This window comes from Streptomyces sp. NPDC002690 (assembly GCF_053592415.1).
The window spans coordinates 1-16,620 of sequence record NZ_JBSFVR010000156.1; the positions used below are offsets into that span (position 1 = coordinate 1).

Annotated in this window: 13 protein-coding genes; 4 read left to right on the plus strand and 9 right to left on the minus strand. The window is 71.8% G+C overall.

Annotated features, from left to right (window positions below; all coding sequences use genetic code 11):
- Positions 1-519: 519 nt before the first annotated feature.
- From ACWD3D_RS20075 to ACWD3D_RS20105, 7 genes are all read right to left on the minus strand, one after another.
- On the minus strand, positions 520-1,494 hold the full coding sequence (locus ACWD3D_RS20075) for an N-acetylglucosamine kinase (RefSeq protein WP_451462188.1): 975 nt from the start codon (positions 1,492-1,494) through the stop codon (positions 520-522).
- Entirely contained in the window at positions 1,485-2,750 is a 1,266-nt protein-coding gene (locus ACWD3D_RS20080) for a 6-phospho-beta-glucosidase (RefSeq protein ID WP_451462189.1), read from the minus strand. Before ACWD3D_RS20080 ends, ACWD3D_RS20075 begins: the two co-directional genes overlap by 10 nt.
- Position 2,751: 1 nt before the next feature.
- Entirely contained in the window at positions 2,752-3,657 is a 906-nt protein-coding gene (locus tag ACWD3D_RS20085; protein WP_451462190.1) for a carbohydrate ABC transporter permease, read from the minus strand.
- Between the two features lie 3 nt (positions 3,658-3,660).
- On the minus strand, positions 3,661-4,602 hold the full coding sequence (locus tag ACWD3D_RS20090; protein ID WP_451462191.1) for a carbohydrate ABC transporter permease: 942 nt from the start codon (positions 4,600-4,602) through the stop codon (positions 3,661-3,663).
- 6 nt (positions 4,603-4,608) lie between these two features.
- A complete protein-coding gene (locus tag ACWD3D_RS20095) occupies positions 4,609-5,940 on the minus strand; it encodes an ABC transporter substrate-binding protein (RefSeq protein ID WP_387372875.1) in 1,332 nt (443 codons plus the stop codon).
- A gap of 62 nt (positions 5,941-6,002) precedes the next feature.
- Complete coding sequence (locus ACWD3D_RS20100; protein WP_451462192.1) at positions 6,003-7,226, minus strand: ROK family transcriptional regulator; 1,224 nt, start codon at positions 7,224-7,226, stop codon at positions 6,003-6,005.
- Positions 7,227-7,431: 205 nt separating this feature from the next.
- A complete protein-coding gene (locus ACWD3D_RS20105) occupies positions 7,432-8,496 on the minus strand; it encodes a mechanosensitive ion channel family protein (protein WP_451462193.1) in 1,065 nt (354 codons plus the stop codon).
- Positions 8,497-8,888: 392 nt separating this feature from the next.
- Here ACWD3D_RS20105 and ACWD3D_RS20110 point away from each other — a divergent pair, with 392 nt between their 5' ends.
- From ACWD3D_RS20110 to ACWD3D_RS20125, 4 genes are all read left to right on the plus strand, one after another.
- Positions 8,889-9,425, plus strand: a complete 537-nt coding sequence (locus ACWD3D_RS20110) for an HNH endonuclease (protein WP_451462194.1) — start codon at positions 8,889-8,891, stop codon at positions 9,423-9,425.
- A 207-nt stretch (positions 9,426-9,632) separates the two neighbouring features.
- Positions 9,633-9,959, plus strand: a complete 327-nt coding sequence (locus ACWD3D_RS20115; RefSeq protein ID WP_451462195.1) for a hypothetical protein — start codon at positions 9,633-9,635, stop codon at positions 9,957-9,959.
- Entirely contained in the window at positions 9,960-12,110 is a 2,151-nt protein-coding gene (malQ, locus tag ACWD3D_RS20120; protein ID WP_451462196.1) for a 4-alpha-glucanotransferase, read from the plus strand.
- A gap of 20 nt (positions 12,111-12,130) precedes the next feature.
- Complete coding sequence (locus ACWD3D_RS20125; protein ID WP_451462197.1) at positions 12,131-12,361, plus strand: hypothetical protein; 231 nt, start codon at positions 12,131-12,133, stop codon at positions 12,359-12,361.
- Between the two features lie 165 nt (positions 12,362-12,526).
- Here ACWD3D_RS20125 and pepN read toward each other — a convergent pair whose 3' ends face one another.
- Together pepN and ACWD3D_RS20135 are read right to left on the minus strand one after the other, a co-directional pair.
- Positions 12,527-15,103: an aminopeptidase N gene (gene pepN / locus ACWD3D_RS20130; RefSeq protein ID WP_451462198.1), complete on the minus strand. Its 2,577-nt coding sequence runs from the start codon at positions 15,101-15,103 to the stop codon at positions 12,527-12,529.
- Between the two features lie 170 nt (positions 15,104-15,273).
- Positions 15,274-16,302, minus strand: a complete 1,029-nt coding sequence (locus ACWD3D_RS20135; RefSeq protein WP_451462199.1) for an aspartate-semialdehyde dehydrogenase — start codon at positions 16,300-16,302, stop codon at positions 15,274-15,276.
- Positions 16,303-16,620: the final 318 nt, after the last annotated feature.

Genomic DNA, 16,620 nt, shown 5'->3' on the forward strand with positions numbered 1-16,620 from the left:
GTTCGCCACGGTCGCGGTGAAGGTCGTCGTCGTCCGGTAGCCGGAATCTTTTCCCTGGAATCAGGCCGCTTCGCGCTGCGCGGGCACACCGGACACCTGCGCCGCTCCGCGCGTCCGCGGCGGGCCCCCGATCGGCGGCTGTGTCACTCGCTTCCCCCTCGGTCACTGACGGCGCCGTCGCCCCCGGCCGATCGGAGGAGTGGCGCCCGGCCTGAAGTATGGCCGCAGGGAACGGCGTCCACCAGGAATACCTGGATCTCGCACCGTTCTCCGCGTCCTCCCGTCCCGGCGGAGGGGCCGTGCCGATCGTGAGCGCGGCGGGCCGTGGCGCCGGCAACCCGGCATCCCCGACCCGCGACCGCCCTGAACCGGACCGAATCCCCCCGGTGTGAACACGATCGGGACAACTGATCGGTTCCCGTACGCGGGGGCGTCCCGCACGCCGTCGTACGGGAGTTGACGGGCCGGCGCCCGGCGGCGGGTTCCGGGGGCCGCCGCGCCCGGCGGCCCCAAGTGCCCTCAGGCGTACCGCGCGCGCAGCCTGGCGTGCGCCTCGGGCGCCGCCCCCGTGTGGTCCAGGCCGAGCAACGCGGCCCCCAGCACGGGTGGTTGGGCCACCACGCTGATGCGGGCCCGGGGTGCGCGGGCCGCGAGGAGCGAGGCGATCCTGCCGTCCAGGTCCGGGTGGCGCGCGGCCAGCACGCTGCCGCCGAGAACCACCGGAACGTGGCTTTCCAGAAGCCCCAGCCGGTCCAGCGCCACCGAGGCCATCGCGACGACCTCGTCCGCGAGCCGGTCCACCACCGCGCGCGCCACCGGGTCACCGGCCGCGCCCGTCGCGAAGAGCACCGGGGTCAGTTCGTGCCGGCGCTCGTAGGGGATGTGCTCCCGGTGCAGCGCCTCGATCAGCTCGTACATCGAACCGAGCCCGAAGTGCGCCGGGAGCGCCCGGGCCAGCTCGGTCGGCTCGCCCCGGCCGTCCTCGGCGCGGGCGGCGAACCAGAGCGCCTCCTCGGCGAGCCCCGAGCCGCCTCCCCAGTCGCCGGATATCCGGCCGATCGCGGGGAAGCGCGCGGTGCGGCCGTCCGGGAGCATGCCGACGCAGTTGATCCCGGCGCCGCAGACCACGGCGACGCCCCGGGGCTCGTCCACCCCGGCGCGCAGGATGGCGAAGGTGTCGTTGCGCACCTCGACGGAGTGGCCCCAGCCGCGGTCGAGCAGCGCGGCCGTCAACTCCTCCTCCTCCACCGGGAGGTCGGCGTTGGCGAGGCAGGCCGACACGTGCGCGACGGGCGACACCGGCTCGCCGGCCGAGGCGAACGCCCCCGCCACGGCGGCGGCGAGCACGTCCAGCGCGGCGGGAATCCCCACGACGGGCGGCTGGAAGCCGCCGCCCCGGGCCGTGCCCAGGACCGTGCCGTCCTCGCCGATCAGTGCCACGTCGGTTTTGCTGTTGCCCGCGTCGATGGCGAGGACCGAAGCGTTCACGCCCACGCGAGGTGCTCCCGGTTGTGCGCGATCAGCCGGTCCGTGAGGCCCTCGGCCAGCTCGTACTGTCCGACCAGGGGATGCGCGAGCAGCGCCTTGAAGACGCGGTCCCGGCCGCCGTGCAGGGCCGCCTTCAGCGCCAGGTCCTCGTACGCGGTGACCTGGGCGATCAGCCCGGCGTACAGCGGGTCCAGGGCCGGCACCGCGAGCGGTACGGCACCCGAGCCGTCGACGCGGGCCTGCGTCTCGATCACCGCGTCGTCGGGGAGGAACGGCAGAGTGCCGTTGTTCCGGGTGTTGACCACCTGCACGGTGGGGGCGCCCCCGCCGAGCAGGGAGGAGGCCAGGTCGACGGCCGCCTCGGAGTAGAAGGCGCCGCCGCGCTTGGCGAGCAGTTCCGGCTTCTCGTCCAGCTTCGGATCGCCGTACATCGCGAGGAGTTCCTTCTCCATCGCGGCGACCTCGGCGGCCCGGGACGGCTTGGTGCCGAGCTCCCGGACGACCTCGTCGTGGGAGTAGAAGTACCGCAGGTAGTACGACGGGACCACGCCGAGCCGGTCCACGATCGCGCGTGGCATGTGCAGGTCGGCGGCGATGGCTTCGCCGTGCTCGGCCAGCAGCCGCGGCAGCACGTTCTCGCCGTCCGGGCCGCCGAGGCGGACGCCCAGCTCCCAGGAGAGGTGGTTCAGCCCGACGTGGTCGAGGTGCACCTCGGCGGGGGAGACGTCCAGCAGCCGGGCGAACTTCCGCTGGAAGCCGATCGCCACGTTGCAGAGGCCGACGGCCTTGTGGCCGGCCTGGAGCAGCGCCCGGGTGACGATGCCCACCGGGTTGGTGAAGTCGATGATCCAGGCGTCCGGGTTGGTGCGGCGGACCCGCTCGGCGATGTCCAGCACGACCGGCACGGTGCGCAGCGCCTTGGCGAGGCCGCCGGCGCCGGTGGTCTCCTGGCCGACGCAGCCGCACTCCAGCGGCCAGGTCTCGTCCTGGTTGCGCGCGGCCTGTCCGCCCACCCGCAGCTGGAGCAGGACCGCGTCGGCGCCCTCCACCCCGGCGTCCAGGTCGGAGGTGGTGGTGATGGTGCCGGGGTGGCCCTGCTTGGCGAAGATCCGCCGGGCGAGGCCGCCCACGAGGTCGAGGCGGTCGGCCGCCGGGTCGACGAGCACGAGCTCCTCGATCGGCAGGGTGTCCCGCAGACGGGCGAACCCGTCGATCAGTTCGGGGGTGTAGGTGGACCCGCCACCCACTACTGCGAGCTTCATTTCAGCCCTTCACTCCGGTCAGTGTGACGCCTTCGACGAATGCCTTCTGCGCGAAGAAGAAGACGGCGATCACGGGGGCCATGACCAGAACGGTCGCGGCCATGGTCAGGTTCCAGTCGGTGTGGTGCGCGCCCTTGAAGGACTCCAGTCCGTAACTGAGCGTCCAGGCGGCCGGGTTCTCGGAAGCGTAGATCTGCGGCCCGAAGTAGTCGTTCCAGGCGGCGAAGAACTGGAACAGCGCGATGGCGGCGATGCCCGGCTTCGCCATCGGCAGCACCACCCGCAGCAGGGTGCGCAGTTCGCCGCAGCCGTCGATCCGCGCCGCGTCCAGGTACTCGTCCGGGATGGTCAGCAGGAACTGGCGCAGCAGGAAGATGGAGAAGGCGTCACCGAAGGCCATCGGGATGATCAGCGGCCAGAGCGTCCCGGAGAGGTCCATCTGCTTGGCCCAGAACAGGTACATCGGGATGATCACGACCTGCGGCGGCAGCATCATCATCGAGACGACCAGCATCAGCGACAGCTTGCGGCCCTTGAAGCGGAACTTCGCGAGCGCGTAGGCGACGGGCACCGAGGACACCACGGTCAGCACGGTGCCGGCTCCGGCGTAGAGCAGGGTGTTGCGCCACCAGGTGAGGAAGCCGGGGGTGTCGAAGACCCGCCGGTAGTTCTCCCACTCCCAGGTGTCGGGGGTGAGGTCGCGGGTCAGCGCCTGCTGGTCGCTCATGAGCGAGGTCAGAGCCACGAAGACCAGTGGGAGGACGAAGAAGAGCGCGGCGGCGACGCCGAGCGAGTGCACCGCGATCCACCGCAGCAGCGCCTTGCGGCGGGCGGTCCGTTCGGCGGCCGTACGGGAGGTTCGGGCGGTCCCGGTCGTGGTGCCGGGCGTGTCGAGCAGCTGGGTCATGAGTCAGTCACCGGCCTGGACGAGGTTGTTGCGGCCCCGCATCAGCAGCGCGGTGAAGGCCATGGCCAGGGCGAACAGGACCAGGGCGACGACGCAGGCGGAGCCGTAGTCGAAGCGCTGGAAGCCGAGGTTGTAGACGAGCTGGGGGAGCGTCAGGGTCGACTTGTCGGGATAGCCGGGCTCGAAGGACTGCCCGGAGCCGCCGATGATGCCGGAGGCCACCTTCCCCGCCACCAGCGGCTGCGTGTAGTACTGCATCGCCTGGATGACCCCGGTGACCACGGCGAACATCACGATGGGCGAGATGTTCGGCAGGGTCACGAAGCGGAACCGCTGCCAGGCGGAGGCACCGTCCAGCTCGGCCGCCTCGTACTGCTCGGCGGGCACGTCCAGCAGCGCGGCCATGAAGATCACCATCAGGTCGCCGATGCCCCAGACCGCGAGCATCGTCAGCGCCGGCTTGGACCAGGTCGCGTCGTTGAACCAGCCGGGCGTCGGCAGCCCGAGGTCGCCCAGGATCGAGTTGACCGGCCCTGTCCCCGGGTTGAGCAGGAAGACGAAGGCGAGGGTCGCGGCCACCGGGGGCGCGAGGTAGGGCAGGTAGAAGAGGGTGCGGAAGAGCCCGGTGGCGGTCTTGATCCGGGTGATCAGCAGCCCGACGCCGAGACCGAACACCACCCGGCAGGTGACCATGACGATCACCAGCCAGAGGGTGTTCCGCAGGGACGGCCAGAACATGGGGTAGTCGGTGAAGACGTAACTCCAGTTCGACAGCCCGTTGAAGACCGGCGCCCCGAACCCGTCGTACTTCGTGAAGGAGAAGTAGACGGTCGAGACCATCGGGTACGCGAAGAAGAAGCAGAAGCCGATCAGCCAGGGCGACAGGAACGCCACCGTGCGCAGGGCCGACCTGCGGCGCTTGGAGCGGAGTGTGTAGGTGGTCATCGCTGGCTACTTGGCCTTGGCGATGTCGGTGTCGATCTGCGCGGCGGTCTTCTCCAGACCGGCCTGGAGGTCCTTCACCGCGCCCTTCTCGTACTGGTAGCCGAAGTCCTGGAGGGTCTGCTGGTACGTCGAGCCGTTGACGGCCCCGTCCGGGGTGTTGGAGTGCGGGTTCTGCGCGATGTCCAGGAAGGTCTTGAAGCGCGGGTCGAACTTCAGGTCGGGCGAGTTCAGCGCTGCGAAGGTGGAGGGCACGTTCTTGATGCCGTTGGCGAAGTCGACCACCGCCTGCGTGTCGCTGGTCATGAACTTGACCAGCTCCCACGCGGCGTTCTGCTTCTTGCTGGCGGGCGCGATTCCCATGATCGTGCCGGAGAGGAAGCCCTTGCCGTAGGTGTCGGCCTCGTCGTCGGCGACGGGCATCGGAGCGACCCCGATCTCGAAGTCCGCCCCCGCCTCCTCGGCCATCCCGAGCCGCCACTCGCCGTCCATCTGCATGGCGACCTGGCCGGTCTGGAACGGGTGCTTCGCGCCCCACTCGTCACCGAAGGACCCGCGGTACTTCTCCAGCTTGTCGTAGCCGCCGAGGTCCTCGACCAGCTTCTTCTGGTAAGTGAACATCTCGGCGAAGGCCGGGTCCTTCGCGATGTTCGACTTGCCGTCCTTGTCGAAGTACGTGTGGTCCCAGGAGCCCAGGTAGTGGTCGGCGACCGACTCGTAGCCGTGGAAGGTCGGCATGAAGCCGAGCTGCTGGTAGCTGTCGCCCTTGGTGACGGTGAGCTTCTTGGCGTCGGCGGCGAACTCGGAGAGGGTCTTCGGCGGTGCGGCGATGCCGGCCTTCTCGAACGCGTCCTTGTTGTAGTAGAGCCCGTACGCGTCGGCGAGCAGCGGCAGTGAGCAGCGCTTGCCCTCGAACTGCGTGTAGTCCAGGAGCACCTTCGGGAAGGTCTTCTCCAGGTCCAGCTTCGACTTCTCGATGAACGGCGTCAGGTCCGCGAACGCCCCGGACGAGCAGAACTTGCCGACGTTCGAGGTGGTGAACGAGGAGACGACGTCCGGGCCGTTCGAACCCCCGGCGCGCAGGGCCTGGTTGAGCTTGTCGTCGTTGATGTTGCCGACGACGTTCACCTTGATGTTCGGGTGGGCCTTCTCGAACCGGTCGACGTTGTCCTGGACCGCCTTGACCTCGGACGGGGCGCTCCAGCCGTGCCAGAAGTTGATGGTGGTCTTCGCGTTCGGGTCGTCCGAGGCGCCGCTCTGCGACTGGCCGGTACACGCGGTGGCGAGGACGGATATCGCGGCGACCGCGACGGCTGCGGTGGTGAGGCTGTTTCTGCGCATGGCGAAGCTCCTTGGACGGGGTGAAGGAGAGGCAACAGAGGGACGGGGGTGCGATCGGGAGGTCAGGGGCGGGAGGTGTCGAACACCTCGTCGCGGGTGTCCGCGAGGGCCCGTTCCAGGGCGCCACGCAGGACCGGCAGACGGACGGTTTCGGCGAGGACGAGCGGGGGCCGGGAGGCCGCCAGCTCGGCGAGTTCGGACTGGATCAGCGCGCGCAGCCGTTCGCCGCCGGCCGAGATCAGCCCGCCGGCCAGCACGATCAGCCCGGGGTCGAGCACGGCCGTCAGGGAGGCGAGCCCGGTGGCGAGCCGCTGCGCGTAGCTCCGCAGCAGCTCGGTCAGCCGCTCGTCCTCGCCGTACGCGGCGGCGGCACGGGTCAGCAGGGCGGCGGCCACCTCCGGGTAGGGCTGCTGCGGGGTGTCGATGCCGAGCGACGCGGCGAGCCGGGGGATCGCCTGCGCGCCCGCCAGCTCCTGGAAGCCGCCGGCGTTGGCCTTGACGACCTGGCGTACGAGCGGGGTACCCGGCACCGGCAGGAACCCGACCTCCCCGGCGCCGCCGGTGAAGCCGCGGTGCAGCCGGCCGTTGATGACGAGGGCGCCGCCGAGCCCCTCCTCGTTCCAGAGCAGGACGAAGTCGTCGTGGCCCCGGGCCGCCCCGCGCCGCTGCTCGGCGACCGCGACCAGGTTCACGTCGTTCTCGTACTCCACCGGCATCGGCAGCGCCGCCGCCAGCTCGTCGAGCAGGGTGGGGGAGTGCCAGCCCGGCAGGTGCGAGGCGTAGCGCAGCCGGCCGGTGCCCGGATCGAAGGCGCCCGGGGTGCCGATCACGACCCGGTGGATCACCGACCGGTCCAGTCCGGCCTGCTCCACCGCACCGTCCAGCGCCCGGACGACCTGGTCGACCGCGCTCTCCGCGCCCCGGCCGGGGGTGCGGAGCTCGAACTCGCCGGCCGTCGCGCCGGTGATGTCGGCGACCGCGGCGACGATGCGCTGGGCGTTCACGTCGAGCCCGGCCACGTACGCGGCCGCCGGATTCACGGCGTACAGCTGCGCGTTCGGCCCCGGGCGGCCTTCGGTGGTGCCGGTGATCCGCACCAGCCCGGCCGCTTCCAGGCGGGCCAGCAGCTGCGAGGCGGTCGGCTTGGAGAGACCGGTGAGCTTGCCGATCCGGGTACGGGAGAGCGGCCCGTGCTCCAGCAGCAGATCGAGCGCGGCGCGGTCGTTCATGGCGCGCAGCAGTCGGGGGGTGCCGGGGACGCCGGTGCCCGGTGTGGTTCCTGCCATGGAGGGGGGTCCGCTCTCTGTTAGGAAAGTTTCCTATCCGGTGAGAGGAAGGTAGGCGCCCCTGCCCGGGGCGTCAATGGGGGGACGGTCACGGGAACGGCCGGGCAACGAAAGCGTTACCTGGAGGGGTGCGGGGGAGCCCGCCCCGAAACAGACGGAGGGCCTCCGCGCCGTCGCGCGGAGGCCCTCCGGAGTACTGGTCGTGCTACTTGCTGATGCTCGGCGGGGCGAGCGGCGTCGCGGCGAGCGACTGCGGCGAGGTGGCCGAGGCGTACGCGGACGGGGCGGCCATCGCCGCCGTCGGGTCGGCCTTCGACTCGCCCTCCGGCTGTGCGGGCACGGCACCGATCATGCGGATGCCCGCCTCGTCCAGCGACCGCTTGATGCGCCAGCGCAGCTCGCGCTCCACGGTCAGCGCCTTGCCCGGCATGGTCTTCGCGGTGACCCGTACGGTCATCGAGTCCAGCAGCACGGCGTCCAGGCCGAGGATCTCCACCGGGCCCCAGAGCCGCTCGCTCCACGGCTCCTCCTTCGCCATGACCTCGGACGCGGCGGTGATGGCCGCGCGGACCCGGTCCAGGTCCTCGGTCGGCCGGACCGTCACGTCGACACCGGCGGTGGACCAGCCCTGGCTGAGGTTGCCGATCCGCTTCACCTCGCCGTTGCGGACGTACCAGATCTCGCCGTTGTCGCCGCGCAGCTTGGTGACCCGCAGCCCCACCTCGATGACCTCCCCGGAGGCGACCCCGGCGTCGACCGTGTCCCCGACGCCGTACTGGTCCTCCAGGATCATGAAGACCCCGGAGAGGAAGTCGGTGACGAGGTTGCGCGCGCCGAAACCGAGCGCCACACCGGCGACACCCGCGGAGGCCAGCAGGGGCGCCAGGTTGATCTCGAAGGCGCCCAGGATCATCAGCGCCGCCGTGCCCAGGATCAGGAAGGAGCTCACCGACCGGAGCACGGAACCGATCGCCTCGGAGCGCTGGCGGCGCCGCTCGGCGTTGACCAGCAGCCCGCCGAGGGCGGTGCCCTCCACGGCCTGGGCGCTGCGGTTCATCCGCTCGATCAGATTGGTGAGGGCGCGGCGGATCACGTAGCGCAGCACGATCGCCACGGCGGCGATCAGGATGATGCGCAGGCCGGTGTTCAGCCAGGTGGACCAGTTCTGCTCGACCCAGCCCGCGGCGTCGCCGGCCTGCCGGGCGGCCTCGTCGAGCGAGCCTCCCGACCCCGTCGACGGAGTGGCGGCCAGCAGAACGGACGGGGACACGGTGGGACCTCCAGCACGGGCGACAGCGGATCAACCAGGTTAACGACGGGCGCGGCCCGGATGATGTCCGCAGCCCACCGAGAGACGCGTCTCATCCGGAAATCACACCTTTGTGCCGCGTTTCTTCGCGGAACCGACCGGCTGCCGCCCGGTCGGTTCCGGCGCGCCGACCGGGCCGTCGGTCCCTCCGCCCGCCCGGCCCGCCGGCCCCTCCGCCCGCCCGGCCCGCCGGCCCCGGCGGCGACCGGGCGTTGGCCGTGCGGCCGTCCGGGCGGAATCGGTCCGGCCCATTACTCGCACGTGGTGGCGCCCGGACCAGGCATGAGGAGAGACTGAGAGCGGATCGTCCCGGCGCGAGCCACGCGCCGCCGGCGTACAAGGAGGCATCCACCGTGCCGCACGTCCTGGTTCTCAACGCGTCGTACGAGCCGCTCGGCGTCGTACCGCTCCACCGCGCGCTCGTCCTCGTCCTCGAAAACAAGGCCGTCTGCCTCGAAGAGTCCGGCGCCCTCCTGCGCAGCCCCACCACCGCCGTGCCGGCGCCCAGCGTGGTCCGCCTCAAGCGCTTCGTCCGGGTCCCCTACCGGGGGCCCGTCCCGCTCACCCGCCGCGCGCTCTTCGCCCGGGACGGAGGTCGCTGCGTGTACTGCGGTGCCGCCGCCACCAGCGTCGACCACGTCGTCCCGCGCAGCCGGGGCGGTCTGCACGCGTGGGACAACGTGGTGGCAGCCTGCCGCCACTGCAACCACGTCAAGGCCGACCGGCACCTCCCGGAACTGGGCTGGCGCCTGCGTCACCAGCCCGCACCACCCACCGGACTGGCGTGGCGGATCATCGGCACCGGCCACCGGGACCCGCGCTGGCTGCCCTACCTCCAGCCGTTCGGCGCGGACGACGCGATGGCCCGGATCGACGGCGTCACCGCCTGAACAGCTCGGGCGGGAGTGTGCCGGACGCTCCCGCGGACGGGCGGCACGGTGGCTGAAAATGGCCCATATCTGCCGTCCGGGGGAACGGAATGTGACCTACGGCACGTTGAGGACGTTGGCATCGGACCTATGTCACGCTCACGTCTGCGCACCCGAGGGCTGGGTAGGTCTCTCTACCGTCCTGCTCCCACGGCCAGGAGGCCCGCCTTGCCCGCAGCCGCGCAGCTCCCGCTCTCCGCCCTCTCCAAACAGGTCCGCGACCCGGAGCCGCTGACCAGCGAGCCGCCCCTCCCGCCCGCCGCCGTCCCCCGCCCCGTCGGTGGACCGCCGCGCACCGACCACACCGACCGCACCGTTGTCGTTCCCGCGCTCGACGTACCCCTCGCCACCGGCGCCGCCCCCCTCACCAGCGAGCCGCCGCTCGCCGACGCCACCCCCCTGACGAGCGAGCCGCCGCTCGCCGTCGTCGCTCCGCTCACCAGCGAACCGACCGCCCCCGGTGTCGCGGGGGCCATGGAGTCTCCAGGAGTCTGAATGGGCCTGTCCCGGCTCGCCGCCCTGCACGGCGTCGCCACTTCCTACTCCCCGTCCGCGGGTGTCACGGTGTCCGTCCCCGACGACACGGTCACGGCCGTGCTCGCCGCACTGGGGGTGGCCGCCGGCACCCCGGAGGACGTACGGAGGTCGCTCGCCGCCGCCGAATCGAGGGCGGGCAGCCGGCTGCTCCCGCCGACCGTGGTGGTCTGGGCGGGCGAGCCGCTGCCGCCCGCACTCGCCGCGCTGCCCATCGGCACGACCCTGACGGTCGCCCCGGAGGCCGAGCCGGGTGCCGGGCGGCCCGAGCCGGTCCGGCTGCGGGTCACGGGCGCGCAGGCGGACGTCCCCGACACGCCCCCGCCGTCCGCCGTCCCCCTCTGGTGGCCCGATCTGCCCTTCGGCGTGCACCGGGTGACCGCGCGCACCCTCGACCACCGGCAGGGCACCGCGACCCTCGTCGTCGCGCCCGCCCGCGCGCCCCAGCCCGCCGCCCGCGCCCAGGGCTTCCTCGTACAGCTCTACTCCCTGCTCTCCGGGCGGTCCTGGGGCATGGGCGACCTCGGCGACCTGGCCGACCTCGCCTCCTGGGCCGGACGCACCCTCGGCGCCGGGTTTGTCCAGATCAACCCGCTGCACGCGGCGGTTCCCGGGCGGCCCACCGACCCGTCGCCGTACCGCCCCTCCTCGCGGCTCTTCCCCGACCCCGTCCACCTGCACGTCGAGTCGATCCCCGAGTACGGCCAGGTCCGCGCGCGGGCGGTGCTGGACGACCTCCGCCAGGACGCCGCCGCGCTCTCCGAAGCGGTGCTCAACAAGGGCGCACTGATCGACCGGGACGCCGTCTGGGAGCTGAAACGGCAGGCGCTGGAGCTCATCCACCAAGTGCCGCTGACCCCCGGCCGCCGGGCCGCGTACTGCGACTTCCTCTCCGCCCGGGGCCAGGCCCTGGAGGACCACGCGCTCTGGTGCGCGCTCGCCGAGGTGCACGGCCCCGATTGGCACGCCTGGCCCGAGCCGCTGCGCGACCCCCGCTCCCGGGAGACCGCCCGCGCCCGTACCGGGCTCCTCGACCGGGTGGACTTCCACAGCCGGCTCGCCTGGCTGACCGACACCCAGCTGGCAGAGGCCCAGCGGGCCGCCCAGGACGCCGGGATGGAGGTCGGCGTCATCCACGACCTCGCGGTCGGCGTGCACCCGGCCGGCGCCGACACCTGGGCGGGGCAGGACGACTACGCGCGCCGCATGTCCGTCGGCGCGCCCCCGGACGCCTTCAACGCGCGCGGCCAGGACTGGGGGCTGCCGCCCTGGCGGCCCGACGCCCTCGCGGCCCGTGGCTACGCCCCCTTCCGGGACCTGCTGCGCGGACTGCTCGCGCACGCCGGGGCGCTCCGCGTCGACCACGTCATGGGCCTCTTCCGGCTCTGGTGGGTCCCCGAGGGCCGGCCCCCCACCGAGGGCACCTACGTCAGCCAGGACGGCGAGGCGATGCTCGCCGTCCTCGTCCTGGAGGCCCACCGCGCCGGTGCCGTCGTCCTCGGCGAGGACCTCGGCACGGTCGAGCCGGGCGTGCGCGAGGCACTCGCCCGGCGCGGTGTCCTCGGCACGTCCGTCCTCTGGTTCGAACGCGATTGGGAGGGCACGGGCCGCCCGCTGGCCCCGGAGCACTGGCGCCGGGACTGCATGGCCACCGCCACCACCCACGACCTGCCGTCCACCGCCGCCCGCCTCTCCGGCGACCACGTGACGCTCCGCCACGAACTCGGCCTGCTCACCCGCGGCCTGGAGGAGGAGCTCGCCGAGGACGCCGCCGACACCGCCGAATGGCTCGGCTGCCTGGCACGGCTGCGGCTGCTGCCCGAGGGGGAGGGCGACGAGGAGGCCGCCGTACGCGCGGTACACCGCTTCCTGCTGAGCACCCCCGCCCGGCTGACCGGCATCTGGCTCCCGGACACCGTGGGCGACCGGCGCCCGCAAAACCTCCCCGGGACGTGGGACCAGTACCCCAACTGGCGCCTGCCGATCGCCGACGGGGAGGGGCGTCCCCTGACGCTGGAGCAGATCACCGGCTCGCCCCGACTGCACCGGCTGATGGACGGACTGACCCCCCGGACCCCACGTACGGCACCCCCGGGCGCGCGGCGTCCTTAGGCGTTCGCTACGTTTGCACCGTGGACAAGAAGAACGCTATGCGCGCCGGCGCCGTTGCGGCCGGTACGACGCTGATGATGCTGCTCATGTCGTCCCCCGCTCTCGCCTTCACGCGCGACGACGGCGACGACCCGGGTACCGGCCTGTCGGTCATCGAGACCATCAGCCTGTACGTCCTCGCGCCCCTCGCCCTGTTCGTGGTGATCGCGGGCCTGGTCGTGGTGCTCGACAAGTCCAAGAAGAAGGCGTAACACCCTCACACGCTCAAGCCGTGTGCGCCGCCGGTACGGGATACCGCGCGGCGCACACGCATGTCCGGACACGGGCCCGCCGCCCTGCCGTGAGCGGCCCGCACCGCACGAAGGCGCCCTCCCCGGACGTACGTGCCGGGGAGGGCGCCCTCGTCTGCCGCGCCGTTACGCGGTCGCGGCGGCGGCGTCCGCCGCCTGGGCGCGCAGCGCGCGCTCGACGCCCGCGCGGGACTCCGACATCAGCCGGCGCAGAGCCGCGTTCGGCTCGGCGGAGGCGAGCCAGGCGTCCGTGGCGTCCAGCGTCTGACGGGAGACCTGGATCGCCGGGTAGAGGCCGATCGCGACCTGCTGGGCCATCTCGTGGCTGCGGGTCTCCCAGACGTCCTTGACCGCCGCGAAGTACTTCTCCGCGTACGGCGCCAGCAGCTCGCGCTGTTCGGTCTGCACGAAACCGCCGATGACCGCCTCCTGGACGGCGTTCGGCAGCTTGTCGGACTCCACGACCAGCGCCCAGGCCTCCGCCTTGGCCTCCTCGGAGGGACGCGCGGCGCGTGCCTCGGCCGCGTGCCGCTCGCCCGCCGCGGTCCGGTCGCGCTCGTACTCGGCGGCGATCTCCTCCTCGTCCAGCAGACCGGTCGCGGCGAGCCGCTGCACGAACGCCCAGCGCAGCTCGGTGTCGACGGCCAGGCCCTCGACCGCCTTGGTGCCGTCCAGCAGCCCCTGGAGCAGGTCCAGCTGCTGCGGGGTACGGGCGGTCGCCGCGAAGGCGCGGGCCCAGGCGAGCTGGTGGTCGCTGCCGGCCCCGGCCGCGTTCAGGTGCGCCAGGGTGGCGTCCGTCCAGCGGGTCAGCAGCGCCTCACGGGACTCCGGCGCCGCGTACTGGTCGAGCGCCAGCTTCAGCTGACGGTGCAGCGACTGCACCACGCCGATGTCCGACTCCTTGCCGATACCGGCCAGCACCAGCTCCAGGTAGTCGCGGGTCGCCAGCTCGCCGTCGCGGGTCATGTCCCAGGCCGAGGCCCAGCACAGCGCACGCGGCAGCGACTCGGCGAAGTCGCCCAGGTGCTCGGTGACGAACCGCAGCGACTCCTCGTCGAGCCGGACCTTCGCGTAGCTGAGGTCGTCGTCGTTGAGCAGGACGACGGCCGGACGCTTCGTGCCCTCGGGCAGCTCCACCTCGGTGCGCTCGCCGTCCACGTCCAGCTCGATCCGCTCGCCGCGGACCAGCTTGCCGTCGGCGCCGAGGTCGTAGAAGCCGATCGCGATGCGGTGCGGGCGCAGCGTCGGCTCGCCCTTGGCGCCGGCCGGGAGCGCCGGGGCCTCCTGGAGCACGGCGAAGGAGGTGATGCGGCCCTCGGCGTCCGTCTCGATCGACGGGCGCAGGATGTTGATACCGGCCGTTTCCAGCCAGGACTTCGACCAGGTCTTCAGATCGCGGCCGGAGGTCTCCTCCAGCGCGCCCAGCAGGTCGGTGAGCCGGGTGTTGCCGAAGGCGTGCGCCTTGAAGTACGCCTGCACGCCCGCGAAGAACTCGTCCCGGCCGACGTACGCCACGAGCTGCTTGAGGACCGAGGCGCCCTTGGCGTACGTGATCCCGTCGAAGTTGACGAGGACGTCGTCCAGGTCGTTGATGTCCGCCATGATCGGGTGGGTGGACGGCAGCTGGTCCTGCCGGTACGCCCAGGTCTTCATGGAGTTGGCGAACGTGGTCCACGACTGCGGCCAGCGGGAGCCCTCGGCGTCCGCGAGGCAGGCGATCGAGGTGTAGGTGGCGAACGACTCGTTCAGCCAGAGGTCGTTCCACCACTCCATGGTGACCAGGTCGCCGAACCACATGTGGGCCAGCTCGTGGAGGATGGTCTCCGCCCGGCCCTCGTACGCGGCGTCGGTGACCTTGGAGCGGAAGACGTACTGGTCGCGGATGGTGACCGCGCCCGCGTTCTCCATCGCGCCCGCGTTGAACTCCGGGACGAAGAGCTGGTCGTACTTGGCGAACGGGTACGCGTAGTCGAACTGCTCCTGGAACCAGTCGAAGCCCAGCCGGGTGACCTCGAAGATGTGGTCCGCGTCGAGGTGTTCGGCGAGCGAGGGGCGGCAGTAGATGCCGAGCGGCACCGACTGGCCGTCGCGCTCGTAGCTGCTGTGCACCGAGTGGTACGGGCCGGCGATCAGCGCCGTGATGTACGTCGAGATGCGCGGCGTCGGCGCGAACGTCCAGACGTCGTCCACCGGCTCGGGCGTCGGGGAGTTCGAGATCACGGTCCAGCCCGCGGGGGCCGTGACGGTGAAGGCGAAGGTGGCCTTCAGGTCGGGCTGCTCGAAGCTGGCGAACACCCGTCGTGCGTCCGGCACCTCGAACTGGGTGTACAGGTACGCCTGCTCGTCGACCGGGTCGACGAAGCGGTGCAGACCCTCACCGGTGTTGGTGTACGCGCAGTCGGCGACGACCTTCAGTTCGTTGGCGCCCTCGCGCAGGTGCGGCAGCGCGATCCGCGCGTCGCGGAAGACGGCGGCGACGTCCAGCGGGGTTCCGTTGAGGACGACGTCGTGCACCGCAGGGGCGATGAGGTCGATGAAGGTCTCCGCACCGGCTTCCGCGGAGTCGAAGCGCACCGTGGTGACGGACCGGAAGGACCCGCCCTCCTGCGCTCCGGAGAGGTCGAGCTCGACCTCGTAGGCGTCCACGGTCAGCAGACGTGCCCGCTCCTGTGCCTCTTCGCGGGTCAGATTCGTGCCAGGCACCCGGTCATCTCCTTCTATGGTGACGTTTCGGGTCATCCTTCCACGTCAGGGGGTGGCCGCGTTAAGGGCTTTCGCGGGGAGCGGAGCCGACGGAACCAAGCGCGAGGGGGCGGCCACCGGTGGTCACCGGTGGCCGCCCCCTCGGCCGTGTCCTCGTGGTGCCGGGTGGGTCAGCCGTTCAGCTCGGCCGCGACCAACTCGGCGATCTGCACCGCGTTCAGGGCCGCACCCTTGCGGAGGTTGTCGTTGGAGACGAAGAGCGCGAGGCCGTGCTCGACGGTCTCGTCGACCCGGATGCGGCCCACGTAACTGGGGTCCTTGCCGGCCGCCTGGAGCGGGGTCGGGATCTCGGAGAGCTCGACGCCCTCGGCGTCCTTGAGCAGCTCGTAGGCGCGCTCGACGCTGATCGGACGTGCGAACCGGGCGTTGATCTGGAGCGAGTGGCCGGAGAAGACCGGCACGCGCACGCAGGTGCCGGAGACCTTGAGCTCCGGGATGCCGAGGATCTTGCGGGACTCGTTGCGGAGCTTCTGCTCCTCGTCGGTCTCGTACGAACCGTCGTCCACGATCGAGCCGGCCAGCGGCACCACGTTGAAGGCGATCGGGCGCTTGTAGACGCCGGGCTCCGGGAAGTCCACCGCCCCGCCGTCGTGCGTCAGCTTGTCCGCGTCGGCGACGACCTTGGACGCCTGGCCGTGCAGCTCCGAGACGCCGGCGACACCGGAGCCGGAGACCGCCTGGTAGGTGGCGACGGTGAGGGTCTGAAGGCCCGCTTCGTCGTGCAGGGGGCGCAGCACGGGCATGGCGGCCATCGTGGTGCAGTTCGGGTTGGCGATGATGCCCTTGGGGCGGTCCAGCGCGGCCTTCGGGTTGACCTCGGAGACGACCAGCGGGACCTCGGGGTCCATGCGCCAGGCGGAGGAGTTGTCGATCACGACGGCGCCCTGGGAGGCGACCTTCTCGGCCAGCGCACGGGAGGTGGCGCCGCCGGCGGAGAAGATGACGATCTGCAGGCCCGTGTAGTCGGCGGTGGAGGCGTCCTCGACCGTGACCTCGGTGCCCTCGAAGTCGATGGTGGAGCCCGCCGAGCGCGCGGAGGCGAACAGCCGCAGCTGGGTGACCGGGAACTCCCGCTCGGCCAGGATCTTGCGCAGGACTGTGCCGACCTGACCGGTGGCGCCGACGATTCCGACCTTCACGGAAGACTCCTCTGTACGTGTGTGCGGCCCTGGGGGCTGTCCCGGTCGTCCCTGGTGGGCGGGTACGGTGCGGCCCTTTGCCGCCCCATGATGCGTATGTCCCTGCCCACCTTGTCCAATCCATTGTCCGGCCTGCGGACGGGCGCGGCCCCGGCCGCAGGTTCTGCGCTCGCGCGGGCCCGGGGAGCGAACATCTTCGGCGGGGGCCTCGGGGGGTGTGCCGGCTTGGACTTGGGGCCGGCTCGGTACAGCTCGACGTCCATGCCGACGGGAGTGACGTGGCGTTCGATGCGCTCGGTGAGGTTGTGGATAATGCGG